This is a genomic window from Pseudomonas sp. CCC3.1, from assembly GCF_034347405.1.
Classification (GTDB): Bacteria; Pseudomonadota; Gammaproteobacteria; order Pseudomonadales; family Pseudomonadaceae; genus Aquipseudomonas.
On the sequence record NZ_CP133778.1, the window covers coordinates 1383272 to 1401761 of the forward strand.

An 18490-nucleotide genomic window follows, 5' to 3' on the forward strand; every position below is an offset into this window, starting at 1 on the left:
CCGTAGCCTGGGCTGCGGCGATCTGCGTTTTAAACCTTCAGAATCAACTTGCCGAAGTTCTCACCACTGAACAGCTTCAGCAGGCTCTCTGGAAAGGTTTCCAGCCCCTCGACAATATCCTCTTTGCTTGTCAGTTGGCCTTTTGCTAGCCAGCCTGCCATTTCTTTCCCGGCCTCTACATAACGGTCGGCATAGTCCATCACCACAAAACCTTCCATGCGTGCACGGTTCACCAGCAGCGACAGATAGTTCGCCGGGCCTTTGACGGCTTCCTTATTGTTGTACTGACTGATTGCCCCGCAGATGATCACGCGGGCTTTGTAGTTCAGACGACTGAGCACAGCATCAAGAATGTCGCCGCCTACGTTGTCGAAATACACATCGACGCCTTTAGGGCATTCGCGTTTCAGGCCTGCGAGAACTTCTTCGTTCTTGTAGTCAATAACGCCGTCAAAGCCCAGTTTTTCAACCAGGTACGCGCACTTTTCTTTTCCGCCGGCGATACCTATCACGCGGCAGCCCTTCAGCTTGGCAATCTGTCCGGCAATGCTGCCCACGGCACCCGCAGCACCAGAAATAACCACAGTGTCACCCGCTTTGGGCGCGCCGACTTCGAGTAAAGCGAAGTAGGCGGTCATGCCCGTCATGCCCAGCGCCGACAAATAAACAGGCAATGGCACCAGTGTCGGGTCTACTTTGTAGAAGCCGCGCGGCTCACCGACGTAGTAATCCTGCACACCCAGTGCACCGTTTACGCAGTCGCCGACGGCAAAGCCTGGATGCTTTGAAGCAATCACTTTGCCGACACCCAATGCGCGCATCACCTCGCCCAAACCCACAGGCGGTATGTAGGACTTGCCTTCATTCATCCAGCCACGCATTGCCGGGTCCAGGGACAGGTATTCATTTTTAACCACGATCTGTCCGTCGCGGGCTTCGGCAACGGGGACTTGTTGATAGGTGAAGGTATCGCGGGTGGCTGCACCGACGGGGCGTTTAGCGAGAAGGAATTGGCGGTTAGTCTCGGCGGTCATCGTGGGCACTCATCGTTAAGGCAAAGTCTGTTGATAGACGTTCTTGGCCGTCACAGCAAGTTAATGTGGCTTTACGAATGGTTTTCTATCCGTTGGAGTGATTTTACTAGGCAGGTTTTTATCCCTTCGAATAATCAGTGTCTGTTAGCGCGTGCCTACACTGAACACGTATTTCCCCTTCGAGGATAAAAACAATGAGCATGACGTTTTCCGGTCTGGTGGCGGTGGTCACGGGTGGTGGCGCGGGCATAGGACGAGCCACTGCGTTGGCTTTTGCGGCTGTGGGCTTGAAAGTCGTCGTGGCGGATCTGGATGCCGCAAGCGGGGAGGGGACTGTTGAACAGATCAAGGCTGCCGGTGGTATTGCCCTATTTGTACGCTGCAATGTCACGATTGAGGTCGACGTGAAGCACTTGATGGAGCAGACCATTAACACTTACGGCCGTTTGGACTACGCCTTCAACAATGCTGGGATCGAGATTGAACACGGGCGCTTGGCTGACGGGACGCAGGACGAGTTCGACGCGATCATGGGGGTGAACGTCAAAGGTGTCTGGTTGTGTATGAAGTATCAGTTGCCGCTGATGCTGAATCAGGGCGGTGGTGCCATCGTCAATACTGCCTCGGTGGCGGGTCTGGGCGCAGCCCCCAAAATGAGCATTTACTCGGCGTCCAAACATGCAGTGATTGGCCTGACCAAGTCGGCAGCCATTGAATATGCGAAGAAAAAAATCCGCGTGAATGCGGTGTGCCCGGCGGTGATCGATACCGATATGTTTCGGCGCGCTTATGAGGCAGACCCTAAAAAGGCTGAATACGCTGCGGCCGTTCACCCTGTGGGGCGTATTGGTAAGGTTGAAGAGGTGGCGAGTGCCGTGCTCTATCTGTGTTCGGATGGTGCTGCGTTTACCACGGGCCATGCCCTGGCCATTGATGGCGGGGCGATGGCGATTTAGGCAGATACTCTGTAGTCACTGCCAAAGGCTGCGGCTACAGATTTTACGTGCGCCAGGTTAGCGGGTTTTCCAGTTCAAGATCATCAAGGTCAACACGCCTGCCACAATGCCCCAGAAAGCAGAGCCGACCGAAAACAGGCTCATCCCCGATGCGGTCACCATAAATGTCACCAGTGCAGCTTCACGCTCTTTCGATTCGCTCATGGCGATCGTCAGGCCATTGATGATTGAGCCAAACAAGGCCAGCGCTGCAATTGACAACACCAGTTCTTTAGGCAGCGCGGCAAACAGAGCGGCCAGCGTTGCACCAAATACGCCGGCAATACCGTAGAAAATCCCGCACCACATAGCCGCTGTGTAGCGTTTCTTAGGGTCTTCATGGGCGTGCGGCCCGGTACAGATTGCGGCGCTGATGGCCGCGAGGTTAACCCCGTGTGAGCCGAACGGGGCGAGCAGTAACGAGGCCACGCCAGTAGCGGTAATCAGTGGTGAGGCTGGCACGGTATAGCCATCGGCCCGTAATACCGCGACCCCCGGCATGTTTTGCGACGTCATGGCGACCACAAACAGCGGGATACCAATACTGATGGTCGCCGCCAGCGAGAAGGAAGGTGTGGTCCATACCGGCACGGCGACTTCCAGCGCAAAGCCGCTGAAATCCAGGAGCCCGAGCACACCCGCGATCAGGGTGCCAATCACCAGCGCTGCCAATACGGCGTAGCGTGGCGACAGGCGTTTGACGATTAGATAGGTGAAAAACATCCCGATAACCAAACCGGTGCGATGTTGTACGGCCACGAAAATCTCGCTGCCGATCTTGAACAAGATGCCTGCCAGTAACGCCGCTGCCAGAGAGGAAGGGATTCGTTTGACCAAGCGCTCAAAACTGCCGGTCACGCCGCAGATGATGACCAGCACTGCGCAGGTGATGTAAGCGCCGATTGCTTCGTGGTAACTCACGCCACCCAAGCTGGTAATCAGCAGTGCCGCTCCTGGCGTTGACCAAGCGACTGTAATCGGGGTGCGATAACGCAAGGATAAGCCTATGCTGCAAACTGCCATGCCAATTGACAACGCCCAAATCCATGAAGAGATTTGCCCCGTGGTCAAGCCTGCTGCCTGACCCGCTTGAAACATCAGCACTAATGAACTCGTATAGCCGGTCATCATCGCAATGAAGCCTGCGACCACGGCTGAAGGTGAGGTGTCGGCCAGAGGATGCAAGCGCGGCTGAGTGGCGTTGGTCATAAAACGCAATTCCTTGTACTGAACAGAGTGTTCTTCAATAGAGTTCGAACAGAGCGCAGCCTAAACGCAAAAGTAACATTTCATTGCAATACAGCCGGGGGCGCAAATGACCGTACAGTCGTGCTCGCACTCGGGCTTGTGTACAATGCGGCCTGTTTTTTTGCATTAATTCATTGCCAGCGACGCCCGTTTACGTATTAACGTAACGCCTTATTCGCCGCCGCTTTCCCATTCGAGTGCCCATGAACGAACAGTTGCAGCCTCTCAAGAAACCCTCCCGCGCAGGCAAGGCCGGCCGCAGTGGAACCCAGGACGATATTGTCTACGCGCATATCTTTGAGGCGATTCTCGAACAGCGCCTGGCGCCGGGCACCAAATTGAGCGAAGAAGCGCTGGGTGAAATCTTTGGGGTGAGCCGCACCATCATTCGTCGAGCACTGTCGCGCCTGGCCCATGAAGGCGTTGTGCTCTTGCGCCCTAATCGCGGTGCAGTGGTGGCGAGTCCGAGCGTAGAGGAAGCCCGTCAGGTATTTTTTGCTCGGCGCATGGTGGAAAAAGCCATCACTGAATTGGCCGTTAATCACTCGACGGCAGATGATCTGGCTGAGTTGCGCAAAATGGTGCAAGACGAGCGCGACAGCTTCTCGCGCGGTGATCGCGGTGCTGGGATTCGACTGTCTGGCGAGTTCCACTTGAAGCTGGCGGAAGCGGCAAAGAATGCGCCGCTGATCAGCTTCCAGCGCAGTCTGGTGTCGCAAACATCGCTGATTATTGCCCAATACGAGAGCGGCAATCGCTCACACTGCTCTTATGACGAGCACATGCAACTGATCGATGCGATTGAAGCGCGCGATGCTGCGCTGGCAGTGAACCTGATGATGCACCACATGGATCACATCGACAGCAAGCTCAACCTCGACGAAGAAAGCGCCTCGGATGATCTGCATGCGGTGTTCTCACACCTGCTGCAAACCAAAGGCAAAGGCCATCGCTGACCGGTAGTCGCTGACGAGGTACGAGGCTGCGATGCGGGCGCAGGGCCTTTGGATAACTCATCGCAGCCTCATTCTTCGTCAGCGACTACAAGGTTTTCGCAAGGTCCAGCACCTTAGCGCTGATGCACCAGATTACCTGCCGCGTACGTCTGCTCAACGGTTCGGTCATCACCCAGGGTCATCAATACAAACAACGTTTCGGCGATGTTTTTTGATTGCTGGAGGCGATAGCTCATCAGCGGGGTGGCGTTGTAATCCAGCACGATGAAGTCTGCGTCGCTGCCAGGTGTCAGGTTGCCGATCTTGTCTTCCAGGCGCAGTGCGCGCGCGCCGCCCAAGGTGGCCAAATACAGCGATTTGAATGGATTGAGGCGTGCGCCTTGTAGCTGCATGACCTTGTAGGCTTCGTTCAACGTGTTGAGCAGCGAGAAGCTGGTGCCCGCGCCCACGTCGGTGCCCAACCCAACATTGAGTTTGTGTTTCTCGGCCATCGGCAAGTTAAACAGACCGCTGCCCAGAAACAGGTTGGATGTCGGGCAGAAAGCCACCGCTGAACCTGTTTCAGCCAGGCGCGCGCATTCTTCGTCACACAAATGCACGCCGTGGGCAAAGACCGAACGTTCGCCCAACAGTTGGTAATGGTCGTACACGTCCAGATAGCCCTTACGCTCAGGGAACAGCGATTTGACCCACTCGATTTCCTGAAGGTTTTCGCTGATATGGGTATGCAGGTACACATCCGGGTATTCGCTCAGCAACTTGCCCGCCAAGGTTAATTGTTCCGGGGTGCTGGTTGGCGCGAAACGCGGGGTCACGGCGTAATGCAAGCGGCCTTTGCCATGCCAGCGCTCGATCAGCGCCTTGCTGTCGTTGTAGCTCGTTTCTGGCGTATCTGTCAGATAGTCTGGTGCGTTGCGGTCCATCATCACTTTGCCCGCGATCAGACGCAGGTCCAGGCGCTGTGCGGCCTCGAACAGAGCGTCCACCGATTGCGGGTGCACGCTGCCGAACACCAAGGCGGTTGTCGTGCCATTGCGCAGCAGTTCCTTAAGGAAAATATCCGCCACTTTTTCAGCGTGTACCTTGTCGGCGAACTGGTTTTCGCAGGGGAAGGTGTAGGTGTTCAGCCAATCGAGTAACTGCTCGCCGTAGGCACCAATCATCCCGGTTTGTGGGAAGTGTATATGGGTGTCGATAAAGCCCGGCGTAATCAGCGCATCGCTGTAGAAGGTGATGTCGGTGTCGGCTGCCAATGCAGCGAGCAATTCACTGGCATGGCCCAGCGCTTTGATTTTGCCGTCTTCGACCACCAGCAAGCCATCTTCAAAATACTCGTAGGAGGCCTCGATCCCGACGTTGGCGGGGTCGGCGATGCTGTGCAGGATGGCGGCGCGATAGGCTTTACAGGTCATAACAACTCTCGGTGCGTGGCATGGCCGCGTCGTGAAGACGGCAGCAATTGTTTAATCGGTTCAACCCCGGCAGGGGCGGTGCAGGCCGTGTGCTGGCCAAAATGGGCGTTATACGTGGCGATGACTTCGCCGGCGATAGAGATCGCAATTTCAATCGGTAACTTGCCTTTGACTTCATTTAAGCCCATTGGGCAGCGCATGCGCTGCACATGGGCGGCGCTGATGCCTCGCTCGTGCAGGCGATGTTCAAACTTCATGCGCTTGGTTTTAGAACCAATCAAGCCGAAGTAAGTAAAGTCGTTGCGTTTGAGCAGGGCGGCGCTGAGTTCCAGGTCCAGGGCGTGATTATGCGTCATGACGATGCAGTAGCAACCCACAGGCAGCTCATTGATCTCATCGACCGGGTCTTCGGTCGCGATTTTGCGTACGCCGTCTGGGATGAGCGCAGGGAACTCCTGCTCACGCGAGTCGATCCAGCGCACGCGGCACGGCAGGCTAGCCAGCAGCGGCACCAGCGCGCGGGCGACATGACCGGCGCCGAACACGGCGATCTGCGCCTGCACTTGGCACATCGGTTCGAACAGCAGCACCGCGACACCGCCACAGCATTGGCCGAGGCTGGCACCGAGACTAAAACGCTGTAAATGCGGCCCTTGCGTGTGGGTGCTGAGCATTTCGCGGGCAATGTCCATGGCCTTGAATTCCAGATGCCCGCCACCGATGGTGTCGAATATCCGGCTGGCGCTGATGACCATCTTTGAGCCCGCATTGCGTGGGGTCGAGCCTTGCTCTTCGATGATGGTCACCAGCACGCAGGGCTCACCCTGTTGCTGTAAATCGGCCAGCGCGCTGATCCAGTTATTCATGGTTTTCTCCTCGCGCCTTTGTAGCAGCGACAGCGTTACGCATCTGCTCACAGCCCCACAGCACCCGTTCCGGGGTGGCGGGGGCGTCAATATCAGGCTGAATGCGATAGTCGGCCAGGCTCGCGACGGCGTCTTTAATGGCACACCATGCCGCAATGCCGAGCATAAAGGGCGGCTCGCCCACGGCTTTGGAGTGAAAGACCGTGTCTTCCGGGTTCTTGCGGTTTTCGACCAGCGTGACCCGCAGATCCAGAGGCATGTCGGCTACGGCCGGGATCTTGTAGCTGGCCGGGCCATTGGTCATCAACTTGCCTTTGGCGTTCCACACCAACTCTTCCATGGTCAACCAGCCAGCCCCTTGAATGTAGCCGCCTTCAACCTGGCCGATGTCGATGGCCGGGTTCAGCGATGCACCCACGTCATGCAGGATGTCGGTGCGCAACATTTTGTATTCGCCGGTCAGGGTGTCGACGATCACTTCCGTGCAAGCAGCCCCAAAGGCGTAGTAGTAAAAAGGGCGACCGCGCGCCTGACTGCGGTCGTAAAAAATCTTCGGCGTCTTGTAGTAGCCGGTACTCGACAGTGAGACCTGACCAAAATACGCCTGCTGTATCAGTGCTTCAAAGCTCAGGATCTGCTCGCCAACGCGTACAAGACCGTTATGAAAAATCACGTCCTGTGCATTGACCTGATAGTTGCTGGCAGCAAATTCAATGAGTCGCTGCTTGATGATCTCGGCTGCGTTCTGCGCTGCTTTGCCATTCAGGTCGGCACCGCTGGACGCCGCGGTCGGTGAAGTGTTGGGCACTTTGTCAGTGTTAGTGGCGGTGATCTGCACGCGGCTGATCTCGACCTGAAACACTTCGGCCACCACTTGCGCGACTTTGACGTTCAGGCCTTGGCCCATTTCTGTGCCGCCGTGGTTCAAATGGATGCTGCCGTCAGTGTAGATATGGATCAGCGCTCCGGCCTGATTGAGAAAGCTGGCCGTGAACGAAATGCCGAACTTCACCGGCGTCAGAGCCAGCCCCTTTTTCAGAATCGGACTACCGGCGTTGAAGGCCCGGATGGCAGCGCGACGCTCTGTGTACTGGCTGCTGGCCTCAAGGTCTGCGGTCATTTCGTGAAGCAAGTTGTGCTCCACGGTTTGGTAATAGTGGGTCACATTACGGTCGGTTTTGCCGTAGTAATTAGCCTTGCGCACCGCCAGCGGGTCGAGCTGCAAATGACGGGCAATCCGGTCCATGACTTCTTCGATGGCGACCATTCCTTGGGGGCCACCGAAGCCTCGATACGCCGTGTTCGAGGCGGTGTTGGTTTTGCAGCGATGGCCATTGATGGTGGCGTCGCCCAAGTAATAAGCGTTGTCTGCGTGAAACATGGCACGGTCGACAATCGACCCGGACAAGTCAGGTGAATAGCCACAGTTGCCTGCCAGATCCAATTGGATGCCTTGCAACTGGCCGTTGTCATCGAAGCCGACGTCGTACTCGATATAAAACGGGTGCCGCTTGCCGGTCATCTGCATGTCTTCGACCCGTGGCAGACGCATCTTGGTCGGCTGACCGGTCAGGTGCGCCACCACCGCGCACAAGCAGGCCGGGCTGGCGGCCTGGGTTTCCTTGCCCCCGAAGCCCCCGCCCATGCGGCGCATGTCGACGACGATTTTGTTCATCGACACACCGAGCACTTCAGCCACCAGCTTCTGGATTTCGGTCGGGTGCTGGGTCGAGCTGTAAACAATCATGCCGCCGTCTTCGGTAGGCATGACCGAAGAGATCTGGGTCTCCAGGTAAAAGTGTTCTTGCCCGCCGATATGCACGCTGCCTTGCAACCGATGAGAGGCCTTGGCCAGCGCCGTGGCAGAATCGCCGCGTTGGTGGGTATGGCTGTCGAGCACGAAGTGTTTCTTGCGCAGCGCCTCCACCACATCCAACACCGGTTCTAGGTCTTGGTATTCAATAATTGCCGCCATCGCCGCCTGGCGCGCGGTGTCTAGGTCACAGGCGGCCACGGCCAGCACTGGCTGCCCGACAAATTCCACTTTATCGATGGCCAGTAACGGGTCGCCAGGCAGCAGCGGGCCGATGTCTTTGAGGCCGGGGATGTCTTCGTGGGTGATGGCCAGGCGCACGCCAGCAAACGCGTAGCACGGCGTAGTATCGACGCGAATGATTCGGGCGTGAGCCCGGTCAGACAAGCGTGCATAAACGTGTAGCTGGTTAGGAAACTCCAGTCGGTCATCAATGTACTGCGCTTCGCCAGACACGTGCTTTTCGGCGCTGTCATGCTTGACGCTGCGCCCGACACCGGTTTTCAGATCCTGCACAAACAGGGCGCTTAACTCGGCCTGCGAGGGTTCGATCGAGTGATGATTAGACATAAGCGGTCACCCGCGTTTGAACGTTGGGTGTTTGCTGTTCGATGAAGTATTTGCGCAGCAGATTTTGCGCACTCAAAAGGCGATATTCCTTACTGGCGCGAAAGTCCGAGAGGGGGCTGAAATCCTGCGCCAAGGCGGTGCAAGCTCGCTCCACGGTGGCTGTGTTCCAGGGCGAGCCGTGCAAGGCGGCTTCGCAGGCGCTGGCGCGTTTGGGCGTGGCCGCCATGCCGCCGTAGGCCACTCGGGCTTCGATGACTACGCCGTTTTCGATGTGCAGATTGAACGCGGCACACACCGCGCTGATGTCGTCATCCAAGCGTTTGGAGACTTTATAGGCGCGAAACAGATGACATGTCTTGGTGCGCGGGATGACGACTTTTTCGATAAATTCGCCTTCTTCGCGGGCGGTCACCCGATAGTCAATGAAGTAATCCTCAAGCGCCAATGTGCGACGCGTCTGACCTTTGCGCAGTATCAAGTGTGAGCCAAGGGCAATCAGTAACGGCGGCGAATCACCAATGGGCGAGGCGTTGCCGATGTTTCCGCCCAGCGTGCCCTGATTGCGAATTTGCAGCGAGGCGAAGCGCTGCAACAGTTCGCCGAAGTCTGGGTATTCAGTCTTGAGCGTGCTGTAGGCATCCGTCAGCGACACTGCCGCGCCGATTTCGAGGCGATCGGCGAAGCGCTCGATACGTTTGATCTCGGCAACCTGTCCCAGGGAAATCATCACGGGCAGGGGGCGATGGAGCTGCGTGACCTCCAGCGCCAGATCGGTGCCGCCCGCCAGCAGGCGGGCCTGAGGGTGAGCCTCGTACAGATGCGCCAACTCGTCGATGTTCACGGGTAGCAGGCAGCGTCTGTCGCCGTTGTTAAGCTCGCCGGTTGCGCTCGGCGTAATGGCCTTGAGCTTGGCGAGGGTCGTCGCCTGCTGTGCATCAAATTGGTCGGCAGGGTGGGAGTGGCAGGCTTGTTCGGCGGCGGCCAGAATCGGTCGATAGCCGGTGCAGCGGCACAGATTGCCTGCCAGTGCTTCGTGGGCCTGATGACTGTCGGCGCCCAGGCTGTTTTTTTGCAGCGCAAACAGCGACATCACAAAGCCCGGCGTACAAAAACCACACTGTGAGCCGTGGCAGTCGACCATTGCTTGTTGCACGCTGTGCAGTCGACCTTGGTGCTTGAGGTCTTCGACGCTGATCAGTTGTTTGCCGTGCAGGGCAGACACGAACGTCAGGCATGAATTGAGGCTGCGATAACGCAGGCCTTCAACGCCTTGATCATCGACATGCAGCTCGCCCACCACCACCGTGCATGCGCCGCAGTCACCGCTGGCACAGCCTTCCTTGGTACCGGGCTTGTGCAGGTGCTGGCGCAGGTAATTAAGCACCGTCAGATTCGGGTCCAGTGTGTGCTCAGTGCGTAATGTCTGATTGAGTAGAAACTGGATCACAGGAGGCCTCGCAACATCATTGTTTTTGTCGGGCGGGATGAGCTGAATCTAGTCATTGCTGACTTGGGGGTCAAGAAATGAGGCTCAGTCATCCCGATGCTTGATCGCTGGAAGGTTTATTTGCTTATATCGTGCCAATTTCAACGGCCGAGACACTCTGCGAGTACCTCGCAAGTGGGTTACACTTCGCCGCCTGCACTGATCTAAGATTTTGAAGGTAAAACATGACGTTCAAGGCGCCGGATAGCCTCGCCGAGCAAATCGCTCACCACCTCGCCGAACGGATTATTCGTGGCGAGCTCAAGCCTGGGGAACGCATTCAAGAACAGAAGGTAACGCTGGCACTCAATGTCAGTCGTGGCTCTGTTCGTGAGGCGTTGCTGATCCTTGAGCGCCGACATTTGATCGCCATCCTTCCGCGGCGTGGCGCCCATGTCACCGAGCTGACTGCGCACAAGGTGCAGAGCCTGTGCACCTTGATGAGCGAAATGTACATTTTGCTCGGCAATGCCGTTGCCCAGCGCTGGACCGTCCCGGCGGACCTGGGGCCCTTCCTGCAAATTCAACAACGCTTGACTGACAGCTATGAGCGTCAGGACATCAGCGCCTTTGTTGAAGACAGCTTCAACGTGATGCGTGCGGCTTACCCATTTGCCGACAATCCGTACCTGCAAGAAACCGTCGAAAATCTGCACCCGGCCATGAGCCGTGCCTATTACCTGGCACTGGAACAACGCAAGGCTGAGATGAGCGAGTTCCTGGCGCTGTTTGCGCAGTTGCTCGAAGCGGTTTTGGCGCGTGATCTTTCGCAAATTCGTGTGGTACTGAGCCGTTACGCTCAGCGCAGTTGTGACCTGGTGTTGTCAGCCTTGACGGTTGCCTAAGCGTGCGCCTCAAGTGCATCAAGCTGGCGGGTTTCAAGTCTTTCGTTGACCCCACGACGGTTAACTTTCCGAGCAATATGGCGGCCGTGGTCGGCCCTAACGGTTGCGGCAAGTCGAATATTATCGACGCCGTGCGCTGGGTAATGGGCGAGAGCTCGGCCAAGAACCTGCGCGGCGAGTCGATGACCGATGTCATCTTTAACGGCTCCACCAGCCGCAAACCCGTGAGTCAGGCCAGTATCGAGCTGGTCTTTGATAACTCCGACGGCACACTGCTGGGGGAATACGCGGCCTACGCCGAAATCTCCATTCGCCGCAAAGTAACCCGCGACAGCCAGACCACGTACTACCTCAACGGCACCAAGTGCCGTCGCCGAGACATCACCGATATTTTCCTGGGTACGGGCCTGGGGCCGCGCAGCTACTCAATCATTGAGCAAGGCATGATCTCGAAGTTGATCGAGTCCAAGCCCGAAGACCTGCGCAACTTTATTGAAGAAGCGGCTGGCATCTCCAAGTACAAGGAGCGTCGCCGGGAGACCGAAAACCGCATTCGCCGCACCCACGAAAACCTGGCGCGCCTGACCGACTTGCGTGACGAGCTGGGGCGCCAGCTTGAGCGTCTGCATCGCCAGGCCCAGGCGGCCGAGAAGTATCAGGAATACAAGGCTGAAGAGCGTCAGCTCAAGGCACAGTTGTCAGCTTTGCGCTGGCAAGCCCTGAACGAGCAAGTGGGCCAGCGCGAAGCCGTCATTGGCAACCAGGAAGTGAGTTTTGAAGCCCTGGTTGCAGACCAGCGTAACGCGGATGCCAGCATCGAACGCCTGCGTGACGGGCACCATGATCTGTCAGAGCGCTTTAATTTGGTGCAAGGGCGCTTCTATTCGGTCGGTGGTGACATCGCCCGGGTTGAGCAAAGCATTCAGCACGGCCAGCAGCGTTTGCGTCAGTTGCAAGATGACCTGCGCGAAGCCGAGCGTTCGCGTCTTGAAACCGAATCGCACCTGGGCCATGACCGCACAATGCTCGCGACCTTGGGCGAAGAGCTCGACATGCTCGCACCCGAGCAAGAGCTGACCAGCGCTGCGGCCGAAGAAGCCGCCGCCGCCCTCGAAGAATCCGAACACACCATGCACGGCTGGCAAGAGCAGTGGGATGCCTTCAACCTGCGCTCGGCCGAACCGCAACGCCAATCTGAAGTGTTGCAGGCGCGCATCCAGCAGTTGGAAACCAGCATGGAGCGGGTGGCTGAGCGCCAGCGCCGAATGACCGAAGAGCGCGCCTTGCTGGCCGCAGACCCGGAAGATGCTGCGATCCTTGAGCTGAGTGAGCAACTGGCGACCAGTGAGCTGACGCAAGAAGAGTTGCAGGCCAGCGAAGAGCAGGTCATCGAGCGCCTGGAGCAAGTACGCCACGAGTTGCAGCAGGCCACGCAAAACCAGCAGCAGGCTCAGGGCGAGTTGCAGCGGCTCAACGGCCGCCTGGCTTCCCTTGAGGCGCTGCAACAAGCCGCGCTTGATCCGGGCACCGGTGCTGGCGAATGGCTACGCGATCAGCAATTGGCTGAGCACCCGCGTTTGGCCGAAGGTCTGCGGGTAGACGCAGGCTGGGAGCTTGCGGTTGAAACCGTGCTGGGTGCGGACTTGCAAGCGGTGTTGGTGGATGACTTTTCGCAGCTTGATCTGGCGGGCTTTGCCCAAGGCGATTTGCGCTTGTTCAGCGCCGATGCGCAGGCCAGTCGTGTGGCGGGCAGCTTGCTGGACAAAGTCGAGGCCGATTTTGATCTGGCGCCGTGGCTGGGGCAGGTCAAACCGGTTGAAACCCTTGAGCAGGCGCTGGCCTTGCGCGGGCAATTGAACGATGGGCAAAGCCTGATCAGCCGTGACGGCTACTGGGTCGGGCGTAATTTTTTGCGGGTTCGACGTGCCAGCGAAGCTGAAAGTGGCGTGTTGGCCCGAGGTCAGGAAATCCAGCGACTGGGTGTTGAGCGTGAAGAGCGTGAGGCCACCCTTGCTTCCCTTGAAGAACACTTGCAACGCTTGCGCGAGCAACAAGTCGCGCAAGAAGACGCCCGTGAGCAGGTTCGCCGCCGCTTGCAGGACGAAGCCCGCCAACAAGGTGAGATCAAGGCCAAACTGTCTGCCAGCAAAGCCAAGGTCGAGCAATTGACCTTGCGCCGCAGACGCCTGGATGAAGAACTCGCTGAGTTGGGTGAGCAGCGTGCGCTGGAGCATGAGCACGTCGGCGAGGCACGACTGAACTTGCAGGAAGCGCTGGACGCCATGGCCACCGATACCGAGCAGCGCGAGCTGCTATTGGCCCAGCGCGACAGCTTGCGTGAGCGGCTGGACCGAGTACGCCAGGAGGCGCGTCAGCACAAGGATCACGCGCATCAGTTGGCAGTTCGCCTGGGCTCGCTCAGGGCGCAGCACGATTCGACCCGACAAGCGCTTGAACGTCTGGAGTTGCAGTCCGAACGGCTGGCTGAAAAGCGTGAGCAGCTCACACTCAATCTGGAGGAGGGCGAGGCGCCGCTTGAAGAGCTGCGTCTCAAACTTGAAGAGTTGCTCGACAAGCGCCTGAGCGTGGACGAAGAACTTAAAGTTGCGCAACTGGCGCTTGAAGACGCTGATCGAGAGCTGCGAGACGCTGAAAAACGTCGTAATCAGGCCGAGCAACAGTCCCAGTTGATTCGCGGTCAGCTCGAACAGCAGCGCATGGAGTGGCAGGCGCTGACCGTTCGACGCACCGCGTTGCAGGATCAGTTACTTGCAGATGGCTATGACCTGCACGGGGTGCTGGCCACCTTGAGCAATGAGGTCAACGAGCAGCAGGCCGAAGAAGAACTTGAACGTATTGCGGCGCGTATTCAACGTTTGGGCGCGATCAACCTCGCGGCCATTGATGAATACCAGCAGCAATCCGAGCGCAAACGTTATCTGGATGCCCAGGATGCCGATTTGGTCGAGGCACTGGACACCCTGGAAAACGTTATTCGCAAGATCGACAAAGAAACCCGGAGTCGCTTCAAAGACACCTTTGATCAGATAAATGGTGGATTACAGGCGCTTTTTCCAAAAGTTTTCGGTGGCGGCAGCGCTTATTTGGAACTGACGGGCGAAGATTTACTCGATACAGGGGTAACGATCATGGCGCGGCCGCCGGGCAAGAAGAACAGCACGATCCATTTGCTGTCCGGTGGCGAGAAAGCGTTGACGGCTTTGGCACTGGTTTTTGCCATTTTCAAACTCAATCCGGCGCCGTTTTGCATGCTCGACGAAGTTGATGCGCCGCTGGATGACGCGAACGTAGGGCGCTATGCACGGTTGGTGAAAGAGATGTCGCAGACCGTGCAATTCATCTACATCACGCACAACAAAATCGCCATGGAGATGGCTGATCAGTTGATGGGCGTGACGATGCATGAGCCTGGATGTTCACGTCTTGTTGCGGTTGATGTTGAGGAGGCAATGGCAATGGTCGATGCTTGAGCTATAAGCATGTAGGGTTAAAAATTTCTTCATGTAAGAAAAACCCTAAGATTTGGCTGATTTGGCTGGTTCGTCAGTCACCACATGGCCCTAACTCAAGGCGACAGACGGTGTAAAGTTATCTTTGGTCGTGTTAATTTAGCGTCTAATTTTTTTGTGCGTGGAAAAACGCCATTCAGAACATAGAGTTGGCGCCACGTTTTAAAGGGCTTTAGGCTCTTCTTCATAGAATCATTTTTTTAGGGGCACGGGATTACATGGAAATCGGTCTGCGCGAGTGGCTGATAGTCATCGGCATAGTGGTCATCGCCGGTATTCTTTTTGATGGCTGGCGCCGTATGCGTGGCGGGAAGGGCAAACTCAAGTTTCGCCTTGATCGCAGTTTCTCCAACGTCCCTGATGAGGAGACCAGCGCTGAGTTGCTGGGTCCTGCACGGGTCCTGGATACACCTGATCACAAAGAGCCGCAGCTTGATGAGCAGGATCTGCCATCGGTGAGCATGCCGGCACGTGAAAAGAGTTCCAAGCGTGGCAAGCGTGGCGGTGAGCCAAGTCAGGGTGATTTGAACCTCAATCTTGACCTTGACGATGACGGCCCAAGCCTCAGTGCCCGTGATGACGATTTCCCTGCTGAAACCAAGCCGCGTGGTCGTTCTGCGCCAACCGTTTCGGCCGTCGAAAGCAAAGAACCTGCCCAGGCAGCTGAAGAAGTGTTGGTGATCAGCGTTATCAGTCGTGACCCTGCGGGCTTCAAAGGCCCGGCGCTGCTGCAGAACATTCTTGAAAGTGGTTTGCGCTTTGGCGAGATGGACATTTTCCATCGTCACGAAAGCATGGCCGGTAATGGCGAAGTGCTGTTCTCGATGGCTAACGCCGTGAAGCCGGGCGTATTCGATCTGGACGACATCGATCTGTTCAGCACTCCGGCGGTGAGCTTCTTCCTCGGTCTGCCGGGTCCGCGTCATCCCAAGCAGGCGTTTGATGTCATGGTTGCCGCTGCACGCAAGTTGTCCCAAGAGCTCAATGGCGAGCTTAAAGACGATCAGCGCAGTGTGTTAACGGCTCAGACCATCGAGCACTACCGCCAGCGCATCGTCGAATTCGAGCGCCGTGCCCTGACTCAAAAACGCTGAAAACGGTGGGAGCAACGTGCTTGCTCCCGCTGAATGCAAAATGAATTAACACTTGAGCAGCCTCGGCTGCTCTTTTGCTTTGTGAGAGAACACCCCCATGACCGCCGCCAACACCCGCATTCTAGAGCTGCGCGCTGAACTGGATCAGCACAACTACCGTTACCACGTACTCGACGAGCCGAGCATTCCGGACGCTGAGTACGACCGTCTGTTTCGTGAGTTGAAAGCGCTGGAGGCGCAACACCCTGAACTGGTGACGCCAGACTCGCCGACTCAGCGGGTCGGCAGTGCGGCCTTGTCTGCGTTCACTCAGGTGCGTCACGAAGTGCCTATGCTGAGCTTGGGTAACGCCTTTGATGAAACCGATATGCGCGAGTTCGATCGGCGTGTCAGCGAAGGTCTGGACCTGCCAGCGGGTGATTTGTTTGGCGGCGGCGCTGAAGTTGAATACAGCTGTGAGCCCAAGCTGGACGGCCTGGCGGTCAGTCTGCTGTACCAGGACGGCGTTCTGGTGCGCGGTGCCACGCGGGGTGATGGCACCACCGGTGAAGACATCAGCGTCAACGTGCGCACCGTGCGCAACATCCCGCTCAAGTTGCAGGGCGGTGGCTGGCCTGCGGTGCTTGAAGTGCGCGGCGAAGTCTTTATGTCCAAGGCTGGTTTTGATCGTCTCAATGAGGCTCAGCTCGCGGCGGGCGGTAAAACCTTTGCCAACCCGCGTAACGCAGCGGCAGGCAGCTTGCGTCAGTTGGACTCGAAAATCACCGCCAGCCGCCCGCTGGAATTTTGCTGCTATGGTCTGGGGCAGGTCTCTGAAGAGTTTTCAGACACCCACATCGGCAACCTCAAACAGTTGCAGCAATGGGGTATGCCCATCAGCCACGAGCTGAAACTGGCCAAAGGCATTGCCGAGTGCCTGGACTACTACCGCGATATCGGCGAGCGCCGTGCCGCTTTGCCTTACGAAATCGACGGCGTGGTGTTCAAGGTCAACAACCTGGCCTCGCAGCGCGAACTGGGTTTCCGTGCGCGCGAGCCGCGTTGGGCCATCGCTCATAAATTCCCGGCCATGGAAGAGCTGACTGAACTGCTGGATGTCGAGTTTCAAGTTGGGCGTACGGGGGCGGTGACCCCGGTCGCGCGCCTCAAGCCGGTCAAGGTGGCGGGCGTTACCGTGTCCAATGCCACGCTGCACAACATGGACGAAGTGGCGCGTTTGGGGCTGATGATTGGTGACACGGTGATTATTCGCCGTGCTGGCGATGTCATTCCACAGGTGGTGCAAGTGGTGCTTGAGCGTCGTCCCGACGATGCGCGTCCGGTACACATCCCTGAAAACTGCCCGGTGTGCGGTTCGCACGTTGAACGCACGCAGCTGATCAAGCGCAGCAAGGGCCGTGAAACCATTAGCGAAGGCGCCGTGTATCGCTGCGTCGGGCGCCTGGCCTGCGGTGCTCAGCTTAAACAGGCAATCATCCATTTCGTCTCGCGACGTGCGATGGACATTGAAGGCCTGGGTGAAAAAAGCGTCGAGCAGTTGGTCGATGAAGGCCTGGTCAGTTCACCTGCCGACCTGTACATCCTTTCGTTTGAGCAAATTGTTGACCTGGAAGGCTTTGCCGAGCTGTCCAGCAAGAACTTGCTGGAGGCCATTGCCGATAGCAAGCGTCCGACATTGGCTCGTTTTATCTACGCCTTGGGTATTCCCGATGTAGGAGAAGAGACGGCCAAGGTGCTGGCGCGCTCATTGGCGTCCCTGGAGCGCGTCCAGCGTGCTCTACCTCAAGTGCTCACCTACTTGCCGGATGTGGGCCTGGAAGTGGCTCATGAGATCCACAGCTTCTTCAGTGATGACCACAACCAGCAAGTGATTGCCCAATTGCTGGAGCGTGGCCTGCAATTGCAGGATCAGGGCGAGTTGGGCGCCGAGTTTGCCGCCAGTGCCACCTTGGGCGGGCTTATCGACAAACTGCATATTCCATCGGTCGGGCCGGGCGGGGCGCAAAAACTGGCAGACAAATTCGGCACCCTGGAAGGCGTGATAAATGCCGACTGGCTGGACATGCGTCAGGCCCTGCCTGAAAAGCAAGCCAAGGCAGTGCGCGAATTTTTCGATAACCCGGACAATGCTCGTCTGGCGCTGGAAGTCGAAGCGCAACTGCGCGACTTCGGCATGCACTGGCAGAGCGAGAAAAAAGCCGTAGAAGGTTTGCCACTGGCTGGGCAGACCTGGGTGCTGACCGGTTCGCTGGAGTTAATGAGCCGTGACGTGGCCAAAGACAAACTCGAAAGTCTGGGCGCCAAAGTCTCGGGTTCGGTCTCTGGCAAAACCCACTGCGTCGTAGCCGGGCCGGGGGCGGGCTCAAAACTGGTCAAGGCCAACGAGCTGGGCCTCAATGTGCTGGATGAAGAAGCGTTTGTGGCGTTTCTCAAAGAGCAGGGTATTTCAATCGCCTAGTACGTGTGTGTGCTGGCAAATCTCGTAGCAGTTGCCGAGCACCGCGAGGCTACGTCCGGCTGCGCAGCAGTCGTAAAGTCAGGCGTTGCAATGCGTCAGTTCAGTTTTGACTTAGCGTTTGCGATCGCTGCGCAATCGGACGTAGCCTCGCAAAGCTCGGCAACTGCTACAGAAGCGGATTGC

At 57.4% G+C, this 18490-nt stretch carries 12 protein-coding genes; 6 read left to right on the forward strand and 6 right to left on the reverse strand.

What is annotated here, in order from left to right; all coding sequences use genetic code 11:
- Positions 1 to 29: 29 nt before the first annotated feature.
- Complete coding sequence (locus RHM56_RS06215; RefSeq protein WP_322239592.1) at positions 30 to 1034, reverse strand: NADP-dependent oxidoreductase; 1005 nt, start codon at positions 1032 to 1034, stop codon at positions 30 to 32.
- A 194-nt stretch (positions 1035 to 1228) separates the two neighbouring features.
- Here RHM56_RS06215 and RHM56_RS06220 point away from each other — a divergent pair, with 194 nt between their 5' ends.
- Positions 1229 to 1990 carry an SDR family oxidoreductase gene (locus RHM56_RS06220; RefSeq protein ID WP_322239594.1) on the forward strand — a complete coding sequence of 254 codons (762 nt, stop codon included), beginning with the start codon at positions 1229 to 1231 and terminating at the stop codon, positions 1988 to 1990.
- Between the two features lie 57 nt (positions 1991 to 2047).
- On the opposite strand, the gene RHM56_RS06225 is transcribed toward RHM56_RS06220, so the two are convergent.
- Positions 2048 to 3238 (reverse strand): benzoate/H(+) symporter BenE family transporter, encoded by a 1191-nt coding sequence (locus tag RHM56_RS06225; RefSeq protein ID WP_322239596.1) that lies wholly within the window; start codon positions 3236 to 3238, stop codon positions 2048 to 2050.
- A gap of 242 nt (positions 3239 to 3480) precedes the next feature.
- On the opposite strand from RHM56_RS06225, the gene RHM56_RS06230 reads away from it, so the two are divergent.
- Positions 3481 to 4233, forward strand: coding sequence for a GntR family transcriptional regulator (locus RHM56_RS06230; protein WP_322239598.1), 753 nt, complete (start codon positions 3481 to 3483; stop codon positions 4231 to 4233).
- A 113-nt stretch (positions 4234 to 4346) separates the two neighbouring features.
- Here RHM56_RS06230 and guaD read toward each other — a convergent pair whose 3' ends face one another.
- From guaD to xdhA, 4 genes are read right to left on the reverse strand one after another with little or no spacing between them, the layout of a single operon-like run.
- On the reverse strand, positions 4347 to 5645 hold the full coding sequence (guaD, locus tag RHM56_RS06235) for a guanine deaminase (RefSeq protein ID WP_322239600.1): 1299 nt from the start codon (positions 5643 to 5645) through the stop codon (positions 4347 to 4349).
- Entirely contained in the window at positions 5642 to 6511 is an 870-nt protein-coding gene (xdhC, locus tag RHM56_RS06240) for a xanthine dehydrogenase accessory protein XdhC (RefSeq protein WP_322239602.1), read from the reverse strand. The genes guaD and xdhC overlap by 4 nt, the downstream gene beginning before the upstream one ends.
- Positions 6504 to 8894, reverse strand: a complete 2391-nt coding sequence (gene xdhB, locus RHM56_RS06245) for a xanthine dehydrogenase molybdopterin binding subunit (protein WP_322239605.1) — start codon at positions 8892 to 8894, stop codon at positions 6504 to 6506. The genes xdhC and xdhB overlap by 8 nt, the downstream gene beginning before the upstream one ends.
- Positions 8887 to 10341 carry a xanthine dehydrogenase small subunit gene (xdhA, locus tag RHM56_RS06250; protein ID WP_322239607.1) on the reverse strand — a complete coding sequence of 485 codons (1455 nt, stop codon included), beginning with the start codon at positions 10339 to 10341 and terminating at the stop codon, positions 8887 to 8889. Before xdhA ends, xdhB begins: the two co-directional genes overlap by 8 nt.
- A 224-nt stretch (positions 10342 to 10565) precedes the next feature.
- On the opposite strand from xdhA, the gene RHM56_RS06255 reads away from it, so the two are divergent.
- The 4 genes from RHM56_RS06255 to ligA all read left to right on the forward strand — a co-directional run bounded on the left by RHM56_RS06255 (position 10566) and on the right by ligA (position 18307).
- Positions 10566 to 11225, forward strand: a complete 660-nt coding sequence (locus RHM56_RS06255; RefSeq protein WP_322239609.1) for a GntR family transcriptional regulator — start codon at positions 10566 to 10568, stop codon at positions 11223 to 11225.
- A gap of 2 nt (positions 11226 to 11227) precedes the next feature.
- Complete coding sequence (gene smc / locus RHM56_RS06260) at positions 11228 to 14716, forward strand: chromosome segregation protein SMC (protein WP_322239611.1); 3489 nt, start codon at positions 11228 to 11230, stop codon at positions 14714 to 14716.
- A 257-nt stretch (positions 14717 to 14973) separates the two neighbouring features.
- A complete protein-coding gene (zipA, locus tag RHM56_RS06265) occupies positions 14974 to 15849 on the forward strand; it encodes a cell division protein ZipA (RefSeq protein WP_322239613.1) in 876 nt (291 codons plus the stop codon).
- Between the two features lie 97 nt (positions 15850 to 15946).
- Complete coding sequence (gene ligA, locus RHM56_RS06270; protein WP_322239615.1) at positions 15947 to 18307, forward strand: NAD-dependent DNA ligase LigA; 2361 nt, start codon at positions 15947 to 15949, stop codon at positions 18305 to 18307.
- The last annotated feature ends 183 nt before the right edge of the window (positions 18308 to 18490 follow it).